The following is a 20,344-nucleotide window of genomic DNA, read 5'->3' on the forward strand; positions in this document are numbered from 1 at the left end:
ATTCCTTAAAACGAACGCAACAAGAGATAATTCTTAAAAAAGCAGTCTGAATAGCTCCAGTTCGGACTGTTTTTCCTCTTTTCCTGCTAAACCTGTCCGAAGTTCGCTCTAGTTCGGACTACTTTTCCTCTTTTCCGGCAAAACCTGTCCGAAGATGGCCCTAGTTCGGACCACTTTTCCTCTTTTCCCACTAAACCTGTCCGAAGTTGGCCCTAGTTCGGACCGCTTTTCCCCTTTTCCGGCAAAACCTGTCCGAAGTTCTCCCTAGTTCGGACCACTTTTCCTCTTTTCCACCAAAACCTGTCCGAAGTTGGCTCTAGTTCGGACCACTTTTCCTCTTTTCCGGCAAAACCAGTCCGAAGTTGGCTCCAGTTCGGACCACTTTTTCCCTTTTCCCCCAAAACCAGTCCGAAGTTCGCTCTAGTTCCGACTACTTTTCCCCTTTTCCACCAAAACCTGTCCGAAGTTTGCTCCAGTTCGGACTACTTTTCCCCTTTTCCTGCTAAACCTGTCCGAAGTTCGCCTTAGTTCGGACTACTTTTCCTCTTTTCCACCAAAACCTGTCCGAAGTTCTCCCTAGTTCGGACCACTTTTCCTCTTTTCCCCCAAAACCTGTCCGAAGTTCGCTCCAGTTCGGACCACTTTTTCTCTTTTCCCCCAAAACCTGTCCGAAGTTGGCCCTAGTTCGGACCACTTTCCCTCTTTTCCCACTAAACCAGTCCGAAGTTCGCCTTAGTTCGGACTACTTTTCCTCTTTTCCCCCAAAACCTGTCCGAAGTTCGCCTTAGTTCGGACCGCTTTTCTTCTTTTCCGGCAAAAGTAGTCCGAAGTTGGCTCCAGTTCGGACCACTTTTTCCCTTTTCCCCCAAAACCTGTCCGAAGTTCGCTCTAGTTCGGACTACTTTTCCTCTTTTCCCCCAAAACCTGTCCAAAGTTGACCTTAGTTCGGACTACTTTTCCCCTTTTCCGGCAAAACCTGTCCGAAGTTGGCCCTAGTTCGGACCACTTTTCCTCTTTTCCGGCAAAACCTGTCCGAAGTTCGCTCTAGTTCGGACTACTTTTCCTCTTTTCCCCCAAAACCAGTCCGAAGTTCGCCTTAGTTCGGACTACTTTTCCTCTTTTCCCCCAAAACCTGTCCGAAGTTCGCCTTAGTTCGGACCGCTTTTCTTCTTTTCCGGCAAAAGTAGTCCGAAGTTGGCTCCAGTTCGGACCACTTTTTCCCTTTTCCCCCAAAACCTGTCCGAAGTTCGCTCTAGTTCCGACTACTTTTCCCCTTTTCCCACTAAACCCGTCCGAAGTTCGCTCCAGTTCGGACTACTTTTCCCCTTTTCCCCCAAAACCTGTCCGAAGTTGACCTTAGTTCGAACAGCTTTTCGCCTTTTCCCACTAAACCTGAACATTTTTTCGTAGCCGCTGCCGCTCATAGAGACCAAGCTTGAAAATATTCTGTGAGTGGCATATTCTTAATTGTATAATTTAAGTTGTTTAAGGGTGGGATTAACCTGCGTATCAATAAATTCATCAGCGAAACAGGAAAAACATCCAGACGTGGCGCTGACCGTCTCATTGAAGAAGGACGCGTGACAATTAACGGCACTATCGCAAAAATCGGCAGCCAGGTTGAACCAGGTGATGTCGTCAAGCTTAGTGGCGAAGAAATCAGGATGTCGCAGAACTATGTATATATCGCCTTGAATAAACCAGTCGGCATCACAAGTACTACGGAAAGAAATGTGAAGGGCAACATCGTTGATCTTGTCAACCACCCGCTAAGGATTTTCAACATTGGTAGGCTTGATAAAGATTCAGAAGGTCTGATCCTGCTTACAAACGACGGCGACATCGTTAATGAAATCCTCAGGGCGGAGAACAAGCATGAAAAAGAATATATTGTAACAGTGGATAAGCCGATTACTCCCGAATTTGTCAAGGCGATGTCTGAAGGTGTCAGGATTCTTGGAACAAAAACATTGCCTGCAAAAGTCGTCCAGCAGTCAAAATACGAATTTCATATCACTCTCACACAAGGATTGAACAGGCAAATCCGCCGCATGTGTGAAACGCTTGGCTACGAAGTCCTCAGACTGCAGCGCATTCGGATCATGAACATCCATCTAGGCAATTTGCCGATCGGCCAATGGCGTGACCTGAGCAAAAAGGAGAAGCAGCAGCTTTTCAGCGACTTGAATTACGAACCGAAGCAATGGTAGTGATGATGGGCACAAGTCTCGATAATTACCTTCAAGGCCTGTGTCATCACTTCCTGTGGCAAGGATGGCAAAGAGGGATTACGGGCAGACATTTCTGTCGAAGCCGGAAAATGGATAAATCCAGCGCTGATTGCCAGGTTATGTTTACGGATATAATTCAAAACGGCGTACAATGTGTTGTTGCAGATAAATGTACCCGCACTATTCGAAATGGCGGCCGGGATCTGCAGATCTTTCAGCTTCTTTTCGATTAATCGATTCGGCAATGTTGAGAATAAGCCATCTGGACTTTGCTCATCAATCACCTCATCCATTGGAGTATTTCCCCGATTATCAGGATAAGGATCGCCTGAACCAGTATCCTTTATATTGATTCCAATCCGCTCAGGGGTGATTGCCGTCCTGCCTGCAGCAAGTCCACAGGCAATCACTACATCGGGCTGGGCTTCCGCCATTTTTTTGATCAGTTCTTCTGCACATTTGTCATACTGAACCGGCAGCAAAATCGTTTCAATTTCCACATTCTCCAGCGAAAACCTCTCTGCTTCCAACAGCAATTTTTCAGTTGGATTTATACTCATCTTCCCAAACGGCTCAAAGCCTGAAATTAATACTTTCACGAATGAACACCACCTTCTTAGAAAAAATCGAAACAAACACTTCAATATTATATTACCAGAAATCATAGAAAAATCAGTATTTTAATTTTATATCCAATGAAAGGTTGCGTATTATTCGTTTTTTTCACTAAAAATTAATATAAGTATTAATATTATTTATTATTTTATAAATTTATCTTTACTTTATTAATTTTAACATTTAATATCATTAATATAGAAAGGAGGCAGTCATGGCTTATCCTGTCTTAACGAAATGTCCCGTTTGCAGCCAGACCCTTAAAATTACCAAACTGCAATGCAATCATTGTGATACAACAATTGAAAATGAATTTGAACTATCAAGGCTTGCTTCTTTAACCAGGGACCAGCTTCAGTTCATCGAGATCTTTCTCGTTTCCCGGGGAAATATTAAAGAAGTGGAAAAAGAACTTGGAATATCTTATCCGACTGTCAGGGGGAAACTGAACGATATTATCATTGCACTTGGATATGACACTCAAAAGAAGAATGAACTGGACGAAAAGAAAATCGTTGCTATGCTGGAGAAGGGTGAAATTTCACCAGAGGATGCAATCAAACTTTTAAAAGGGGAATAGGGAGGCGTTTTTGATGAGAGAAGAAATTTCAAAAATTTTAACGATGGTTCAAGAAGGAAAAATTGATTCAGATAAAGGGGCACAGCTAATTGCTGTACTCAAGGAAAAAGAATCTACTGTCTTTGCACAAAAACCTAATAATTACTTAGATAAAACCTTAAAAATCCGCATTGTATCCAAGGAAAATGACAATGTAAACGTCAACGTGCCGATCAAATTAGTAAAGGCACTTCTCAAAACTGGATACAGCATAGCGGCCGGAATCCCTCAATCCCAGCAATACGTCAAAGACCTTGATATCAATCTGCTGATCGATGCAATTGAAAACGAGCTCGATGGGAACATTGTCGATATCCAATCGGCAAATGGCGATACAGTGAAAGTCGTCATTGAGTAAAAAAATGTTAAAAATAAAAATAAAAACCAATAAAGTCGCATTCTCCCTCCCTGTCCCTTACACCTTCTTAAAAGCTGGCAGTATGATTATTGGATCGAAAAAGTTCCAGACCCAGATGCATAAATGGGCAAATCAGAATAATGAACAATATCAAATTCCAGCCGCACTTTTCACTACTCTACTAAACAGGCAGCTGCTGAATGAACTTATCCGTGAATTAGGCAGACATAAAGGAACATTGCTTGTTGATGCAAGATTGCAAGATGGTACCGAGGTCATGATCAAACTTTGAAATAGAAGATATCCTAGCTTCATTTTTTACGATGACTGGATTAAACAACTTTTCTAAACAAACATACCACCCTGACGATACCGGTCGCTTATCATCTTTTTTATTTGGCTTTACGAATTTTTGTAAATAGAGGAAAAGGATTTATTGCAGTTGAACGGCGTCTATATGAATGTATCTACAGTATCACGGATCATTGGGACTGCAGCAGCTGGAATCCTCCTGGTGGCCATGCCATTGAATTCTGTCTATCTCAATCAATGGCTGCCTATCTTATCCTTTTTGGTCTTACATGGTTATTACAATTTGAAGAAAAGAAGACGCACATGACAGTCACGGAAAACCAGAAGCAGGGATTCAAAGATGTCTTCCCTGTTATCTTAAAATTGCCAATTGTCATGATGACCTTGGTTTTGACATTAGTTCCACTCCTATTCTTAGGAGGCTTTAATCTTGTCATCATCAATATCAGTGAACTTCAGGAAAGTTCTGCGATCAAAGGCTAGATCTATACTGCCGAAGGACTTGCGTTCATGACCGGAGCGTTTCTGATCAAACGAATCAGCCATAAATTCTCCCCTTATAAAATTCTGTTTTCCAGTTCGATGCTAATCGGGTTTTTCACAGTTGATGTTGTATTTTGCCGATCAGCCAGTGCTGACAATTGTCTCCTTCCTGATATTCGGTTTTTCCGTTGGCAGTTTTTTCCCGACTGCTGCGACAATCTTCCAAACGAGGGTGCCAAAGGATTTCCATGGCCGCTTCTTCTCGTTCAGAAACATGATGGACCGATTTATCTTTCAGGCAGTGCTGCCCCTTACCGGATTCCTGCTTGATGCTAGATGAGCGTCACTTTTGGAGTATTGGCCATTACCGTCACGACAGTCTTCTTCATCAGGTCACGTAATGCAAGAGCCATCGCCGATCTCGAACAGAAGATAAGCTAATCAAATTTGTACATGGATAAAAGCTGCCTGCAAAAACAGGCAGCTTCTTTTCAATATATATCCATCCTCGTCTTTCTGTCTGTTATCGAGGTTATAATGAAACACTTCCGACTAGTTCTTTTTTGGAATTTCACAACCATCGTCGTCACAAATCATTCCATCATCATTGTTCAAAATAGTGATTTCACTCTCAGCGATGACTTTTTTCAACGTCTGGACGATCGTTTCAGTAGACTGGGCACCAGTAATAGCATACTTCTTATTGATCAAGAAGAATGGCACACCTGTGATCCCATACTGTTGGGCAGTGCTTTCATCAGCACGAACTTCTTCTGCCATTTCATTACTTGCGAGCATTTTCTCTACAGCTTCGCGATTCAGTCCGACTTCTCCAGCTAAGTCCACCAATGTTTCGTGGTCTCCAATATCCTTTGAATCCGTAAAATAGGCACGCAACAGCCTTTCCGTCATCTCAGCCATTAATCCATGGCTTTTCGCGAACATTGCTAAGCGATGGGCATCGAATGTATTTGTTAAAATCAACGTATCAAAATTATATTCCAGACCAGATTCCTTCGCCATCTGCACGATATTTTGCGTACTCGCCTTTGCCTGGGCGATGCTCATCCCATATTTTTTGGAGAGAGATTCATACATATTGAGATCTATACCTCGCTCCTTGTTTGGATCTAGCTCGTAGCAGCGGTACGTTACCTCAATTGGGTGGTCAATCTGTTTAATAGCGTCATCCAGACGCCTTTTGCCAATATAGCAAAATGGTCAAGCAAAGTCTGTCCACATTTCAATTTGCATTATGAATCCTCCTCTTAATCAAATCACATTATAGTATAGGTGTTAATCCAGCAAAATACACGAAATCCGACTCGGCAAATCAAGTCCCTGTTCTATAAGCCAAAAAAGCTGCCATGGCAGCTTTTTTTCCAATTAATATGCTTTTTGTAAGTGCTGAATTTCCTTAAAAGCCTGGTGTAGATTAGATTTCACCATGATTCCTTCCAGATTCAGTCCGAGTGTCACCATCGTATGAGCCACCTCTGGACGGATGCCGGTCATAATGGTTTTTACACCAACAAGCGAAAGGGCGCTAGTGACTTTAAATAGCTGATCGGCAACCATCGTATCTACAATCATAACGCCGGATACATCAAAGATAAGATGGGTCAGCTTTAGCTTCACCGCTTGGCTTAGCGTTTCTTCCATCAATAACCGCGCTCTTTCTGTATCCACATTCCCAACTAGAGGCAGGACACCGACCCCAGGCATTAACGGAACAACCGGTACGGAAAGTTCAAGCAATGCTGTTTTGGCATTTTCTAGACTCTTTTGATGTGCTTCAACAAATGTGAGACTAAAGCTGTATATTGCATGGTCCATCAACGGGTCAATAATATCCAAAACATCAAAGAAGACAGCAGTGGACATGTCCTTAGCCACTTCTCTAATCGCATGCCAAATATGTTCACGATAATAGGTAGAATCCTTTAGTGCTTCATCAAGAGAGGCACCAAGATTATAAATATATTCACCCGTTTCTTTTCCCCATGTTGTCAGCTTATCGAAAACCCCTTTAGGGTCTTCGTGCTCGATCAAGGCTTCACCGAACAGTTCAATAAAGTTGGCCCTGACTTCAAGTATTTGCTGCTCAACTTTCTCAAAATCATGTTTCTGTGCTTCCGTTAAGACACCGTCTGAAAACCTGTCTTCATGCACTGCCTTCGCAATTTGATTTTTTCTGTTAACTATTGCTTCACCTATGGTTTGCAGTTCTGTGGTCATTCCGATTCCTCCATATGTTCTATGACAATGATCACCTATCAATCTAAACTTAAGTATTCTATTAGGGACTGTTATTAATCATCATATCGCATAATAGGAATGTAGTACAAGTTTTTACCCTACAAACCTTACTATCTGTTTTTTGTTTTACTTATCCTGGCTTTCCTCGTCGTTGAGGTCGTCTTCTTCTGATTCTTCTTCATCATGCTTCTCTTTATTCTCTTTATTCTCTTTCCTTTCTTTCGTCTTGGCTTGTTCTTTTTCTGTTGTTTTCTCTTCTTGCTTCTCTTCTGCTTGGATCACTTGTTCTTTTTGATTTTCTTCGTCCTTCTCTCTCACTTCACGTTTTTGTTCTACAGCTTTCTTTTCTGTTTCCATTTCCTTTTTAGCAACCTTCACAGTGTCTGCCTTCGCTTTCAATTCTGTATCTGCCTTTTTTTCTTCTGTATCGGAAGCATTCGTACTCATCACCGTACTTGCGATTGAAGCCACTCCAGTACTAACTTGCTGTACAGTCAAATCTGGTTCTTTTGTAGTATCCGCTTCTTCAGCCTGTGTTGCTGCATCAGACCCTTCATCAACTGATCTCTCGTCTATTTTATCGGTATCCATTTCTTCTTCATCAGAAGATTTTTTATTGCCTGATACGAGTCCATTCATTTGCGAAGGATGGACTTTAAGTTGCTTTGCTGCCTGACCAAGTCCAGCATTTTCCTCAGTAAATACCACGGCAACCTCTTCTACTGTCTTGCCAGCTGTTCTTGCAAGCCAAAAGATTTGTGCGATTTGTCCATAGCCTAAGTTTTGTTCGCGCAGTTTGGAGACCATTTCACGATCAAGCTCTTTTACTACGTTCGCGACAATTTTTGTTTGCTCTGTTTCCTCTGTAACTGATTCCTTTAGTCCATCTTCAAGTTCTTCAGTAATCCCTTCCTCAAGATTAGCTGCTTTTTCCAACTCTTCTGCCAATCGAGCTTCCCCAGTGGCATCGGTCTCTTTTTCAACAATAACCTCTGTGACCTTCTCTTGCGCTTTCTTAAGCGTTATTAAATAATCCTTAAACGTCTCTTGAACGAGTTCTCTCTTGTTTTCTTGAGACATAACTGACGCCTCAGCAAGTCTCTCGTTTGCAAAGTCAAGCAGTAGCTGAGCCTCCTTTTCATTATCAAAGGTAAGAAAAAGCTGCAATTCTTCCAGTAATTGATCAAACGTAAATAAAAACTCGTCAGGTGTCGTCCCAGGATCAGCCGTTTCTACGACACCCTGCGCCGAGACACCCGTACCAAAAGCAAGCAATCCTGTTAAAATGGTTGATGCGACTAATTTATTCATTCCAATTCCCCCCATAATATATTGGAATTAAAATCAAAAAAAGTGCTATCCGAAGATCAGCACACATAAGATGACTATGTGAAGCTTCGGCAACTGGCTGGCTGGTCAAGACTTTAGCCCCTGTAGTTTTGCGTCCTCAGGTTCCCCTGAGTTTGCCTTTATCGGATTTTAATTCTATTTTTATCATACTTAATTGCCGAGTAAAAATAAATATTTTTTTTTACTAAGATTGCTTTTCCTGATAGATTTTTCTATCTGTTAAAAAGTAATTCCTTTACTCTTTTATTCTGAAAAATTCTGTTGTGACAGGGTCTATTATCCTATATAATATATAATTGGTGTTTAAATATCGTGGTTCGTAACCATCCCACGTAAAAAAACTAGGAGAGATGAATAATGAACACAAGAACGATTGTCCGTAACGGGATTCTGGCAGCTTTGTATATCGCTGTATCAGCTGTCATCCAGCCATTCGGTTTTACCAATGTACAATTTCGAATTTCGGAAATGTTCAACCACCTGATTGTTTTTAACAAAAAGTATTTCTTTGGGATTGTATTAGGCGTGTTTTTAACAAACCTGCTCTTTTCCCCGATGGTCGCCTATGACCTTGTGTTTGGAGTTGGCCAGTCAGTAATTTCTTTATTGGTTACGATCTTATCCGCTAAATACATTAAAAGTATTATCGGGCGAATGATTGTAAACACAGTGTTATTCACCTTCACGATGTTCCTGATTGCGATTGAATTGAATCTCGCATTCCAGCTGCCGTTCTGGTTCACATGGCTAACAACAGCCGCGGGTGAATTTATCGTAATGGCTATCGGTATTCCCGTAATGCTCGCAATCCATAAACGAGTAAATCTCGAGAAGTTGATATAAGGAAAGAAACCGCACGGATTTAATCCATGCGGTTTTTATTACGTTTCATCATTAAAAACTCTATAGGATTCTGTCCTCCACCAGGCAAGGTCCGGAAACTGGTCTTCACCTACGATGACGGTTTCCCCAATTCTCGGAGTCGCAATCTCGACTCCAGATTCCTCTGCAGCCCGGACTGCCCGTTCAATTGGATCATGCCAGGCATGGAGCGACAGAGTAAATGCCCCCCAATGTACCGGAAGAAGAAGCTTTCCTTTCACATCCTGATGTGCCTGTACCGTTTCTTCAGGAAGCATATGAATATCTGCCCAGCGTACGTCATATTGGCCGCATTCCATCAGCGTCAGGTCAAACGGGCCATATTTCTCGCCAATCTCTTTAAAATGCGAACCATAACCGCCATCGCCACTGAAATATATTTTTGTATCCCGGGCAATGATGACCCAAGAACACCAAAGCGTTGAGTTACGGTCGGCAAGTCCGCGGCCAGAAAAATGGCGAGCCGGGGTGCACGCGAGCTTAAGGCCTTCGAAAGTATATTCATTCCACCAATCGTGTTCACTGATCTTCTCTTCTGGAATTCCCCATCTTGCCAAATGGCTTCCAACACCGAGAGGAGTGATGAACTGTTTTACCTTTTCTTTCATATTCATGATTGAACCATAATCAAGATGATCATAATGGTCATGCGACAGTACCACAGCATCGATTGCTGGCAGATCCTCGATTTTGAAAGGAAGCTTTCTGCTGTACCGCTGGTTTTTGATTGGAAACGGTGTTGGCGCTTTCCCAAACATTGGATCAAACAGAATCGTTTTCCCCTCTACCTCAAGCATGAAAGCCGAGTGACCAAACCAGGTAACTCTTGCTGAATTAGAACGATCTATTCCTGGAGAATAGGGTACGATCGAAAGGGGAGTCCGAGGTTTTCTTTCGACCTTACTTTTTAAAAATTCCCTTATCATGGAAAGCATCGACCCAAAACTCGTATCCCACTCGTTTCTGTTCAGATTAATGAATTTCCCCTTTTGATATTGCGGAGACTGTGCGAATAATTCCATCTTCTCTTTTGACTGCTTTCCGCCAAAAGTCGGATGAATCTTCACAACCGCATACCCAAGTCCAATAATCCCGATAAAAATAAATAGTATATAGATGATCATGTTTTTATATAGCACCCTATTTCTTGAATTATGAAGGAGACAAAAAAGTTTTTTCTCGATTTCAATATCACCGTAGAACCTGTCCTTCCCTTATTCCTTTATTATTCCATAATTTTATTGATAAGGAAATCTAAACAGCTTACTCCCTTTTCCACTTTATAACGATGATAATACTTTTGAAACATCTTTCCCCGTTTGCCAACTCGAAAACGTTTGATTAAAAGTTGTTTTCCTCTCAAAAGATTTGACGTTACCTCCGTAAATCCTTGAATTATTTTCTGAGTATATGATAGATTTACTTTTTATTAGAAAAATGATAAACTTGATTTCTCTACAACAATATATGGTGTTTAGTTATATATAGGTACTACTATATGTAGTTTAATAGGGAAGTTAGGTGCAATTCCGACGCTGTCCCCGCAACTGTAAAGCTGACGATGATTCAATGCCACTATGCAATCGCATGGGAAGGGAATCGGAGAATGAAGCTAAGCCAGGAGACCTGCCTATATAAAACAAATTTAAACATTTCTTCGGGGAGTAAGAAATGGAGACGATTCACTTTCTTAAATTCTGAACGTTTCCATTTTATGCTGCCTATTACTGAATAGGCAGCTTTTTTATATTAAGGAAAGAAGGGGTTACATGAAACTTTACGATTTAAAAATTCGATAATATTTAGAAAAAATCAAGTATAAGTGATAATAGTTATTTAGGAGGAGAAAAAGAATGGAAACAAAGCAAAACCCTTTAAATCTATTAGAAGTATTCAAGGAAATTACAGGCAGTAAGAATCAAGACTTAATACAAGAAAACGCAAATGTCGATGGCAAAAGCCCTATGGGAATGATGGGACTCTTTGCCTCTACTAGTGCAAAGTTTTACGCAATTGAACATATATTATCTAAAGAAGTAAAACTAGCTTATGAGGATGGTTATATACATATTCATGACTTGGATTATTATGTAACTGGAACAACAACATGCGTTCAAATCGCATTAGGAAAAGTATTAAAAAATGGCTTTGATACTGGTCATGGACATATGCGCGAACCAAAAAGCATTGTTTCTGCCATGGCATTAGTCTCTATTATTTTTCAATCTAATCAAAATCAACAACACGGTGGTCAAGCTATGAGTAACTTCGATTTTGATTTAGCCCCTTATGTATATAAGACGTACAAGAAAAATGTTCAATTATTAGAAGACGTTCAAGCCGGCTGTGACATTGAAGAAAAAGCATGGGAACTAACAGATCGAGAGGTTTATCAGGCTTGTGAAGCGTTTATTCATAATAGTAATTCCATGCATAGTCGGGGTGGTGGGCAAGTCCCTTTTATTAGTATTAATTATGGGTTAGATACTTCAAGGGAGGGTAGAATGCTTGTTAGGAATATGCTCCTTGCTACTCAAAAAGGATTAGGGAGTGGCGAAACACCGATTTTCCCAATTCAAATTTTTAAAGTAAAAGATGGTATTAATCTTAATCAAGGTGATGCCAATTACGATCTATTCAGATTGTCACTTCAAACAACAGCAAAACGACTTTTTCCAAATTATGTATTTGTGGATGCTCCTTTTAATTTACCCTACTATAAAGAAGACGACCCTGAAACTCATATTGCAACAATGGGTTGTAGAACAAGAGTATTAGCCAATGTGAATGGTAAGTCCACTCCGGTGGGCAGAGGAAACCTATCGTTCACTTCTATTAACCTGCCCTTAATTGCGTTAGAAAGTGATGGCTTAGAAGAATTTTTCAAGAAGCTAGAGCATTATGTGGACTTAGCAAGTCAACAATTATTTGAAAGATTCTTATATCAATCGAACAAGACACCTGTAAATTTCAAATTCTTATATGGTCAAGGCATTTGGAGGGATTCAGAAAAACTAAATAAAGATGCCTCTCTAAAAGAGGTTCTTCGTCAAGGTACATTGTCCGTTGGGTATGTTGGTTTAGCTGAGGCATTAGTTGCCCTGACAGGGAAACATCATGGGGAAAGCGATGATGCTCAGGAACTAGGGTTAAAAATTGTTTCTTTTATGAAGGAAAAGATGGACCATTTTACAGAGATGACAAAATTAAATTATACCTTGCTAGCAACACCTGCTGAATCCTATGCAGGCAAAGCTTTAAGACTTGCTCGCAAAAAGCATGGGATCATAAAAGGAGTAACAGACAAGGAATGGTTTACGAATAGTAATCATGTTCCAGTTGAGTATAGGATTAATGCAATCAATAAAATTAAGAAGGAAGCACCTTATCATGCTTTAACAAACGCCGGTCACATTACATATATTGAATTAACTGAAGATGCTTCAAAGAATATTGATGCTCTAGAAACTTATGTTGTTGCTATGAAAGAAAATGGGATTGGTTATGGCAGTTTTAATGTACCAGTTGATCGCTGCCTTCAATGCGGGTTCAATGGTGTAATTTATAATGAGTGCCCTAAGTGTAATAATTACGAGGAACATAACATTGAACGCATAAGAAGAATAACTGGATACTTGGTAGGAAGCATGGACAAATGGAACAGTTCAAAATGGAATGAAGAAAAAAACAGAGTAAAACATGGGTATCAGAAATGAGAATTATGAAAATCGACACTGATTCAACAGATAATGGAAACGGTATTCGTACTGTCATTTATGTCTCAGGTTGTATACATTATTGTGAGGGATGTCATAATCCCTCCTCTTGGAATGTAAACCATGGGATGCAGTTCCGTATAAATGAATTAATAGACATTATCGAAGAAAATACTATCTCAGATGTAACAATAAGTGGTGGAGATAGTCTTACTTTTCAATATGAGGATACGTTGAGGCTAGTTAAGGAAATAAAAGCGCAAACAAACAAGAATATATGGTTATATACTGGTTATATATTTGAAGAGTTGCCTGAGACTAAAAAAGAGATATTACCTTATCTTGATGTAATTGTTGATGGGCGGTTTGAAGTAGCAAAAAAGGACTTACGCATCTTATTCAGAGGTTCGTCCAATCAACGAATTATCGATGTACAAAGAAGTTTAGAGGATGGTACTACGATTCTTTGGAAAGACGGCCAATACAACTAAAGAACTTTTAAACCTTATCCATCTATTGGGATTTAAAGGGTGGGTTCCATATTTTCAGAAAATGGTAGACTACCCCTTTGAATGAAAAGCGAATTATACAACAAAAGGAACACGAAAAAATTTAAGCCGCAAGCTTATTTATGCTAGCGGCTAGTGATTTGTTAGAGCTACCTCATCACTAATCCACCATCTATGTTTAAACATTGTCCGGTTATAAACGACGAACCTTCAGAAGCAAGAAAAACAACGGCGTTAGCAATGTCGTCAGGAGTTGCCAAACGTCTCATTGGCGTCAGCTGAATAATTGATTCGCGAACATCTTCCGTTGTTTCCACGCTAGAATCCGTTGGGTAAGTAAGCCCAGGAGAAACTGCATTCACAGTAATCCCGAAAGAGCCAAGGTCAGCTGCTAATGATCGGGTAAAGCCTAATAGTGCCATCTTAGCAGTAGTATAGTCATGATACGGAATGACAGGGAAATCGATTAAATTACTGACAATATTGATTAGTCTTCCAGACATTTGTTCTTTCATAAAAGGCATTGCTGATTGACATATGTTGTAAGCTCCTTTAACACTGCCATCCAATTGCTGTTGGTAGTCGTCCCAATTCGTTTCCCACGCTGTTTTCCTTGTTTTCGGATTAAACGTATAATGGCTTAAGGCATTGTTGACAACTATATCAATCCCGCCAAAACTGTCTGCCAATTTCGCTACCATTGCTTGCACTTGTTCTGGGTTTCGGACATCTGCCTGAAAGGCTTCTGCCTGACCGGAAAATGTTTTAATTTCGTTAACTACGTTTTCTGCTAGCTGTTGATTTTTAAAAAAATTCACGCCAACAAATGCCCCTTCTCTAGCCAACTTCTTCGCTATCGCTGCTCCGATACCCCTGCTTGCACCTGTAACTAAGGCAACTTTATTTTTAACCATCATACTAGTTTCTCCTTTCACTATTTCACAGCTAATTGAACAACAAGTCTTAAAATCATTCACTTCTACTCTACATCAGGGTCAAATCGCTCTAAAGCATCTTCAAGTCCACGTTCTATGTCGGTAAAACGCACAAAATCCAGTAAATTGAACCGCCCGTCATGATGCCATCCTGGCTTGGCACTGTTCATTTTTCCAACTTGCGTGAGTCGATTCATTCCAAGTTCACCCAAACGCTCAGCAATCGGGAAAAGCCTCTCGGGCGAGACTGCAAGTCCACAAGATTGTAAATAGTTTTCAAACGGTTGCATTTTACCTAGATCCGTTTCTAATTTTTCTGAATAAAAAACATGAATAAATCGATTCAATGGTGAGCCATCAAAACCAGGTTGATGATGATAAATAACTGTCCACGATGTATTTTGCTTGCTTGCATAGATGGCTATATTTTCATTCTTAATTGCTTCCAGTTCAGTTTGGTGTCGCAAATTTTGGATCGACATCGTTTCTTCGTCAGAAAGCGTTGCTCTCGGTCTTTTTTGGGCGTAACGAGCAAGTTCTGCTGCAAGCAATTGTGCAAATTGCTTTGGACTGATTGCACTGCCAGCTTCAACAAGAACCGCCTGCGGTGATAGACAGCTCTGCTGATCATAAATGGATATATCTTCGGCAAATTTATGTACTGTTTCATAGAAGCAGTCTGGTCTAAGCGCTTCTTTGCCAATAATAGCGAGACTGATTTTATGCCCATATGTTATAAACGTTTTTGACAAAGGCACGATTTTCCGGACTGCTTTTACTGTATTTTCCGATCCATAAACGACCACAGCCTCAGCGCTATTTACTGCTGCTTTCTCAAGTTCCGTCATCCCACCTTTCCACGGAAGGATCGCTATCGTTTCGGCCAATTGCGGATCTACCTCGGCAAGCGATTGAGTAAATAAAACTGGCAACAGAGGTTCTGCTGTAGATGTTTTGCCAAGATTAGCTGATTTAAGCAAGAGGCCCATAATCAAACTCCATATTTGCACACCAGGAACATTTCCGGAAAAAACATGAAAAATCGACCGCGGGCCATAGACTCGGCTTAATCCACCACTTTTTCGTGGACGAAATTCATCCAGCATCGCCGCTTGGTCAAATTCTTCATCTAAAAAGCGCAGTAATTCTTTTTTCCGAAAGGTCCTCATATATTTTTTCAATTCAAGCCGAACCATTTCCGGATCATACCCAGTGATTATTGGAAGCAGAGCTTCTGCCTGTATCCGAAGCGGATAACCAGGGTTAAGCCATTTTTGAATGGCTTGATCAATCTTGTTGACGATATCACCAGTTGTAAGGCGCTGTAAATAATCTACCCGATTTTGCTGAATTAGAGCAGTGATTTCTCGAATCTTTTCACTAGTTACTACAGGGTACTCCAGTTGGTAAGCGGAACCGATCAACTGTTCACGAACAATTGGAACATCAACAGCCTTTGGGATCCAATATGCCTGCAAAATTTGCATGATTCATGTCGCTCCTTTGCTAATCACTCGTTCGACTGCATTAGCTGATCAATAGCAATGGAACAGCCTCTTGCTTCCGAACCTTGCACCCTTCCAAGTATAACAAAACCATGTTCGGTGCGATAACCGATATCTTCTGTTAATATCGCTAGGCATGAATTCCAATTGGCCAAGTCGTAGTGAGCAATTACTCCCGACTTGCCATTTGGCACAGGTTCTAATGTGTCTGTGTCAAGAATCATCGTTTTCAACCAAGCGGGCCCCGTTTTATCAAAAATGGTCTGCCCACTTTCATATGTGGAAAGAATGGTTTGGTCATAGACTTGCGAACTTAATTCGGTCATCCCGTACATATTGATACACATATTTCGCTTAACATTGAAAATTTCAGCAAACATCCCGTATAATTTATCCATTTCAATTTCACGTGTTTGCCCTTTAAAGCCGCCAGTATCAAAAATCCGGCTACCAGCTGCCAGGTGAAAGCGAAGGTTTTTTTCTAGAAAATAATCCAATAAATGAACATAGGCAAACGTCGCTCCCATTAACATCACTGCTTCTCCGCGATCCTCGCACTCACGCAATGCAGAAGCGACTGTTTCCATTTCCAACCCAGCTTCCGTAAAAAAGAAACGGCTGTTTTCTGTGCCAAAGTATGTTACCGCATTTGATAAATAACGAGAAAGGGATGAATGTTCATTCAGATCAGCAGCTGGCGATAAAACAAAAATCATCATTTTATCAACATCCGGTAAGACAAACTTTTTAAACGGAGCTTTCATTGAACCGTCCCAAACAGCAAGTGTCGGATGATAATTTTTCCCTTTGGTCTCCGGATTCGTTGTCCCACTTGTCATAAAAACGGCTGCCGCTTCCTCGGGCGGCTCGCAAGCAAGCATTAACTCTTTGTACCCTTGGATCGGCATTGGAGGAATTTCATCCCACTTTTTTACAGTCAATGGCGTTTTCCTCTTCGTCTGGCAAAATTTTTTATATGGAAGATTATGTTGAAATTGATATTGAAACAAAGTTACTGCCAATCCGTTAAAATTAGTTTCGCTATTTCCTTCAATGAATGAGAGTATTTGGTTGGCCATGATAATTGAATCCTGTCTCATCTACTCACTCCTTTTTTAAAATGCATTGGCAAATTTATTAAAACGAGTTGCAATACAATGGATGAAATAGCTGCAATAAAAATACTATTCGAAAAAAATGTTCCCGCAGTACCTGTAAGATCTTTAAAATATGTTGGTAAACTAATTGCTAAAAGCAATGATAACCCGATAATCATATAGTTGGTTTCTGTTTTTTCTGTTTTTCCAAGAATAGAGATTCCCGTAAACACAAGGCTTGCGGCAGCTGGCAAGAAAATCCCACCGACAACTGCATCTGGTGTCAACGCAAGCAAAGCGCCAGCCTTTGGCACAAAACCTAAAATAAGGAAAATAATTCCAGCTATTAAAACTGGTTGCCTCGATCCGACACCAGTAAGCCGTAATAACCCAACGTTTTGCCCGTAGGCAGTTGTAGGAAATCCTCCTATTAAAGAGGACACAAGGGAACCTGCTGATTCTCCAGCAAAGCCATTGCGGATTCGCTTTGAATCTAAGTTTATTTTTAGCATGTCAGCAGACGCTTCATATACTCCCATTGTCTCAATAATCGCAACGATATAGGCGGTAAAAAACGTCAAAAATGTTCCCCATTCAAATGCTAAGCTACCATATGGCAAAAAATGCGGCATACCGAACCAGCCTTTATCTGCAATCATGGAAAAATTCGTTTTTCCGAGGGTAAAAGCAATGATATCCCCGATCACTAGTCCAATAAGAAATGAGAATGATTTCCACTTACCTTTGCCAAAAAGTGATAAAAAAATAACGATCATCGCTGTTGGAATAGACATCGATAGCGTCTCAATTGTCGCAAAGGTCTCCATTCCAAGTGTGCCCCCTAAAAACTCATATAACGTAAAACCCGACAATGAAATCCCCACTACAAAGATTACTGTGCCCGTAATAACTGGGGTAAACAATGCTTTTAATTTGCCGATTAATCCAGTAATCGATAAGAAAAAGACAATGATTGCGCTTAAGAATATTCCGCCGCTTGCTGCGGCAAGTCCATTTGCTTTCCCCGCAGCGATCATAATCGAGTCAAATGCCGCAGATGGACCTTGAATAATCGGCAATCGGACAAGTTTCGTTGCTTGGACAATGGTCACAAGCCCTGCTGAGATAAATACGGCATTAACAATATTTGCCGAAAGTGTCAATGGCAGGCCAATCATCGCTGCGACAAAGATTGGGTCAAGCCAAACATTAGAAACAAATACATGCTGTAATCCATACAATATTCCTTGCCTAATAGGCAATTTTTCATCAATACCAATTTCAATTTTTTCATTTCCCAATATACTTCCCCCTCTTTTTTTTAAAAAAAATCACGCTTTATAATAAGCGTGAGAGGTAGAATATGTAATAAGACATATTCCCTCCGCTGGCATTACCCAGATCAGGTCAAATGGTCGACAGCAAACTAGCTATCCTCTCAGCCTGATTTCACAAGCTCCCCTTTTACGATTTCAGCAAAAAACCAAAACAAACTTCCGAATGGCTCCTAGCGTCTTTCACCATTCTATCATATTAAATCAATAGCTAAAACTTCAGTTGAGTATTTTAATAGGATCCAATCACGCAGTCGAATTAGCCTTCTTTTTATTAGGCATCCTTATCGTTAATAAGAGGACTGCGATTCCTACGATTGCGCCAACAACCCCAATCATATGAAAGTGACTCGTTGTTACTTCTTTTCCAAACAAAATCCCTAACAAACTGGAAGATAGAATGGTTCCAATATAGCGGGAAGTCATAAATAGTCCGGACGCTGTTCCTGTTTCTTCTTGAGTTACAAAACTGTATAAGGCTGTTTGCATCCCAATATTATTAAAACCGTTACTCACTCCGAGAATAGAAAGGGCAAAGAAAATCCAGACATAGCTCGAATCAGGACGAATCGTAAGTAACATTAAGGTTCCTAAAATAATACTCACGGAACCAACTAATAAAATTGGTTTCGAACCATTAGCATCAATCCATTTTCCTGCAAGTGGGGCAATGATGACACCAAAACCTGCTACAGCCAACATTAAAATTCCGGTGATATTCGATTCAAGATGCATTTTGTCCTGCAAGAAGGTCGGGACACCGAAAAAGACGGAGTAAAAAACAATGTTGATTAAAATAAATTGCAAATAAACGAACGTTACGTTCTTATTTTTCTGTAAAGCCAAGACATCCACAAACGGCTCTTTGTTTTTAGCTTCAAATAAATAAAATATAATTGATAACAGGATACTTAGAGCTAATTTCCACCAGCTAAAGGCAGTTTCTAGTCCAAGCAAGAATAACAACCAACTAACAATCATTCCTGTAAATAGTAAAATTCCAATGTAATCTAGCTTGATTTGTTGTTTCTCACGGACAGGGTCCTTTGGGAGAACCTTAATCGCTAATAGAAAAGACACGATGATAAATGGAAAGTTGATCAAAAAAATCGCTGGCCAATCTCCAAAATGTATCAAGAATCCACCAATAGATGGCCCAAACGCTGCTGAAACAGATGAAAAGATTGAGAGTGTCCCTAACGCTTTTGCTTGGTTTTCGGTAATCACATGGCGAATGATTCCCATTCCAGCCGGAAACAATGTAGAACTGCCTATCGCTTGGATCATTCGAAAACCAAGCAACCAGCCGAATCCTGGAGAAAAAGGGGCCAGGACAGACGCAATGACAATTAATATTAGACCTAGCTTGAACTACCCCCACTTACTGACCTTACGGTCTAGTTGAAGTGGGAGATTCTTGGGAACAGAGCGTACTTGTTGACATATTTCTTTGCCAACAGAGGTTTCTCTTATTGACCAAGCTATCCCCGTAGATTCCTACGGTTCTATATTTTGTTTAAGCCAAAACTAAGGTTCTTAAGCCTTCGACTAGGATATTTTTACTGGCATTAATATCTCTATCGTGATGCTCATGGCAAACAGGACAAGTCCAATCTCTTATTTCAAGAGATTTCTTGCCATCTTGATGTCCACAATCGGAACATATCTGACTAGACGGAAACCATCTGCTTATTTTCACGATTGTTTTACCGTACCATTTCGCTTTGTATTCTAATTTCGATACAAAAGCAGACCATGATACATCAGAGATTGATTTTGCAAGCTTATGATTGCGTAACATTCCTTTGGTATTCAAGTCTTCGATACAGACAATATCGTGGTTTTTGATTATTTCTGTACTTAACTTATTAAGGAAATCGTCACGTTGGTTCATGACTCTTTCGTGTAATCTAGCAACTTTACGTTTTTGCTTCTGATAGTTTTTTGCATCAAGAAGGTTAATACCATTGTTTTTAGCATTTAACGCACGTCTTGAAAGTTTTCGCTGTTCACGTTTTAGTTTCTTTTCCATTTTTGATGTGAACTTATTATTGTCAATCTTGCGACCATCAGAAAGAATAGCAAAGTCAGTGATGCCTAAGTCTATACCGATGGATGATTCAGTTTTCTCCAATGGGT

20 protein-coding genes and 4 riboswitches are annotated in these 20,344 nt (G+C 40.4%); of the genes, 9 read left to right on the forward strand and 11 right to left on the reverse strand.

Annotation, left to right across the window (positions count from 1 at the left end):
• The first annotated feature begins 1,502 nt into the window (after positions 1-1,502).
• Entirely contained in the window at positions 1,503-2,210 is a 708-nt protein-coding gene (rluF, locus tag J2S25_RS10875; RefSeq protein WP_439117497.1) for a 23S rRNA pseudouridine(2604) synthase RluF, read from the forward strand.
• Here the strand turns inward: rluF and J2S25_RS10880 are convergent.
• Positions 2,189-2,830 carry a pyroglutamyl-peptidase I gene (locus J2S25_RS10880; RefSeq protein WP_307191874.1) on the reverse strand — a complete coding sequence of 214 codons (642 nt, stop codon included), beginning with the start codon at positions 2,828-2,830 and terminating at the stop codon, positions 2,189-2,191. The genes rluF and J2S25_RS10880 overlap by 22 nt on opposite strands.
• Before the next feature lie 230 nt (positions 2,831-3,060).
• Here J2S25_RS10880 and J2S25_RS10885 point away from each other — a divergent pair, with 230 nt between their 5' ends.
• The 5 genes from J2S25_RS10885 (at position 3,061) to J2S25_RS10905 (ending at position 4,958) form a co-directional block, all read left to right on the forward strand.
• Positions 3,061-3,426 (forward strand): DUF2089 domain-containing protein, encoded by a 366-nt coding sequence (locus J2S25_RS10885; protein WP_307191875.1) that lies wholly within the window; start codon positions 3,061-3,063, stop codon positions 3,424-3,426.
• Positions 3,427-3,439: 13 nt separating this feature from the next.
• Positions 3,440-3,823, forward strand: a complete 384-nt coding sequence (locus J2S25_RS10890; RefSeq protein WP_307191876.1) for an SHOCT-like domain-containing protein — start codon at positions 3,440-3,442, stop codon at positions 3,821-3,823.
• A 4-nt stretch (positions 3,824-3,827) separates the two neighbouring features.
• Complete coding sequence (locus tag J2S25_RS10895) at positions 3,828-4,115, forward strand: hypothetical protein (RefSeq protein WP_307191877.1); 288 nt, start codon at positions 3,828-3,830, stop codon at positions 4,113-4,115.
• A 323-nt stretch (positions 4,116-4,438) separates the two neighbouring features.
• Positions 4,439-4,618, forward strand: coding sequence for a hypothetical protein (locus J2S25_RS10900; RefSeq protein ID WP_307191878.1), 180 nt, complete (start codon positions 4,439-4,441; stop codon positions 4,616-4,618).
• 121 nt (positions 4,619-4,739) lie between these two features.
• Entirely contained in the window at positions 4,740-4,958 is a 219-nt protein-coding gene (locus J2S25_RS10905; RefSeq protein ID WP_307191879.1) for a hypothetical protein, read from the forward strand.
• Between the two features lie 212 nt (positions 4,959-5,170).
• Here J2S25_RS10905 and J2S25_RS10910 read toward each other — a convergent pair whose 3' ends face one another.
• The 3 genes from J2S25_RS10910 to J2S25_RS10920 all read right to left on the reverse strand — a co-directional run bounded on the left by J2S25_RS10910 (position 5,171) and on the right by J2S25_RS10920 (position 8,188).
• Positions 5,171-5,827, reverse strand: a complete 657-nt coding sequence (locus tag J2S25_RS10910) for a DsbA family oxidoreductase (protein ID WP_277813871.1) — start codon at positions 5,825-5,827, stop codon at positions 5,171-5,173.
• 177 nt (positions 5,828-6,004) lie between these two features.
• Positions 6,005-6,856, reverse strand: coding sequence for an STAS domain-containing protein (locus J2S25_RS10915; RefSeq protein WP_044390866.1), 852 nt, complete (start codon positions 6,854-6,856; stop codon positions 6,005-6,007).
• Positions 6,857-7,003: 147 nt separating this feature from the next.
• Positions 7,004-8,188 carry a DUF5667 domain-containing protein gene (locus tag J2S25_RS10920; protein ID WP_307191880.1) on the reverse strand — a complete coding sequence of 395 codons (1,185 nt, stop codon included), beginning with the start codon at positions 8,186-8,188 and terminating at the stop codon, positions 7,004-7,006.
• An 85-nt stretch (positions 8,189-8,273) separates the two neighbouring features.
• Positions 8,274-8,355, reverse strand: a riboswitch (cyclic di-GMP riboswitch).
• A gap of 178 nt (positions 8,356-8,533) precedes the next feature.
• Positions 8,534-8,578, forward strand: a riboswitch (PreQ1 riboswitch).
• Positions 8,579-8,584: 6 nt separating this feature from the next.
• On the opposite strand from J2S25_RS10920, the gene J2S25_RS10925 reads away from it, so the two are divergent.
• The gene (locus J2S25_RS10925; protein ID WP_044390864.1) at positions 8,585-9,070 is read left to right on the forward strand and encodes a QueT transporter family protein; all 486 of its coding nucleotides are present in this window, start codon (positions 8,585-8,587) and stop codon (positions 9,068-9,070) included.
• A 38-nt stretch (positions 9,071-9,108) separates the two neighbouring features.
• Here the strand turns inward: J2S25_RS10925 and J2S25_RS10930 are convergent, their stop codons facing one another.
• Entirely contained in the window at positions 9,109-10,233 is a 1,125-nt protein-coding gene (locus J2S25_RS10930; protein WP_307191881.1) for an MBL fold metallo-hydrolase, read from the reverse strand.
• Between the two features lie 345 nt (positions 10,234-10,578).
• Positions 10,579-10,757: riboswitch (cobalamin riboswitch) on the forward strand.
• Between the two features lie 205 nt (positions 10,758-10,962).
• Between J2S25_RS10930 and J2S25_RS10935 the strand changes: the two genes are divergently transcribed.
• Together J2S25_RS10935 and nrdG are read left to right on the forward strand one after the other, a co-directional pair.
• On the forward strand, positions 10,963-12,825 hold the full coding sequence (locus J2S25_RS10935; RefSeq protein ID WP_307191882.1) for an anaerobic ribonucleoside triphosphate reductase: 1,863 nt from the start codon (positions 10,963-10,965) through the stop codon (positions 12,823-12,825).
• Complete coding sequence (nrdG, locus tag J2S25_RS10940; RefSeq protein WP_044390860.1) at positions 12,822-13,316, forward strand: anaerobic ribonucleoside-triphosphate reductase activating protein; 495 nt, start codon at positions 12,822-12,824, stop codon at positions 13,314-13,316. The genes J2S25_RS10935 and nrdG overlap by 4 nt, the downstream gene beginning before the upstream one ends.
• 167 nt (positions 13,317-13,483) lie before the next feature.
• On the opposite strand, the gene J2S25_RS10945 is transcribed toward nrdG, so the two are convergent.
• From J2S25_RS10945 to J2S25_RS10970, 6 genes are all read right to left on the reverse strand, one after another.
• Positions 13,484-14,251, reverse strand: coding sequence for a 3-oxoacyl-ACP reductase (locus J2S25_RS10945; RefSeq protein WP_307191883.1), 768 nt, complete (start codon positions 14,249-14,251; stop codon positions 13,484-13,486).
• Positions 14,252-14,313: 62 nt separating this feature from the next.
• Positions 14,314-15,756, reverse strand: a complete 1,443-nt coding sequence (locus J2S25_RS10950) for an acyl-CoA reductase (RefSeq protein WP_307191884.1) — start codon at positions 15,754-15,756, stop codon at positions 14,314-14,316.
• Between the two features lie 23 nt (positions 15,757-15,779).
• Positions 15,780-16,874 (reverse strand): LuxE/PaaK family acyltransferase, encoded by a 1,095-nt coding sequence (locus J2S25_RS10955; protein ID WP_307191885.1) that lies wholly within the window; start codon positions 16,872-16,874, stop codon positions 15,780-15,782.
• Entirely contained in the window at positions 16,871-18,172 is a 1,302-nt protein-coding gene (locus J2S25_RS10960; protein WP_241768410.1) for a solute carrier family 23 protein, read from the reverse strand. Before J2S25_RS10960 ends, J2S25_RS10955 begins: the two co-directional genes overlap by 4 nt.
• 60 nt (positions 18,173-18,232) lie before the next feature.
• A riboswitch (TPP riboswitch) is annotated at positions 18,233-18,344 on the reverse strand.
• Between the two features lie 107 nt (positions 18,345-18,451).
• The gene (locus tag J2S25_RS10965) at positions 18,452-19,561 is read right to left on the reverse strand and encodes an MFS transporter (RefSeq protein ID WP_307191889.1); all 1,110 of its coding nucleotides are present in this window, start codon (positions 19,559-19,561) and stop codon (positions 18,452-18,454) included.
• A 160-nt stretch (positions 19,562-19,721) separates the two neighbouring features.
• The coding region (locus J2S25_RS10970) for an RNA-guided endonuclease TnpB family protein (protein WP_307191886.1) at positions 19,722-20,344 on the reverse strand (623 nt) is incomplete at its 5' end.

Origin of the sequence: Mesobacillus stamsii (genome assembly GCF_030814065.1) — a bacterium.
Classification (GTDB): domain Bacteria; phylum Bacillota; class Bacilli; order Bacillales; family Cytobacillaceae; genus Mesobacillus; species Mesobacillus stamsii.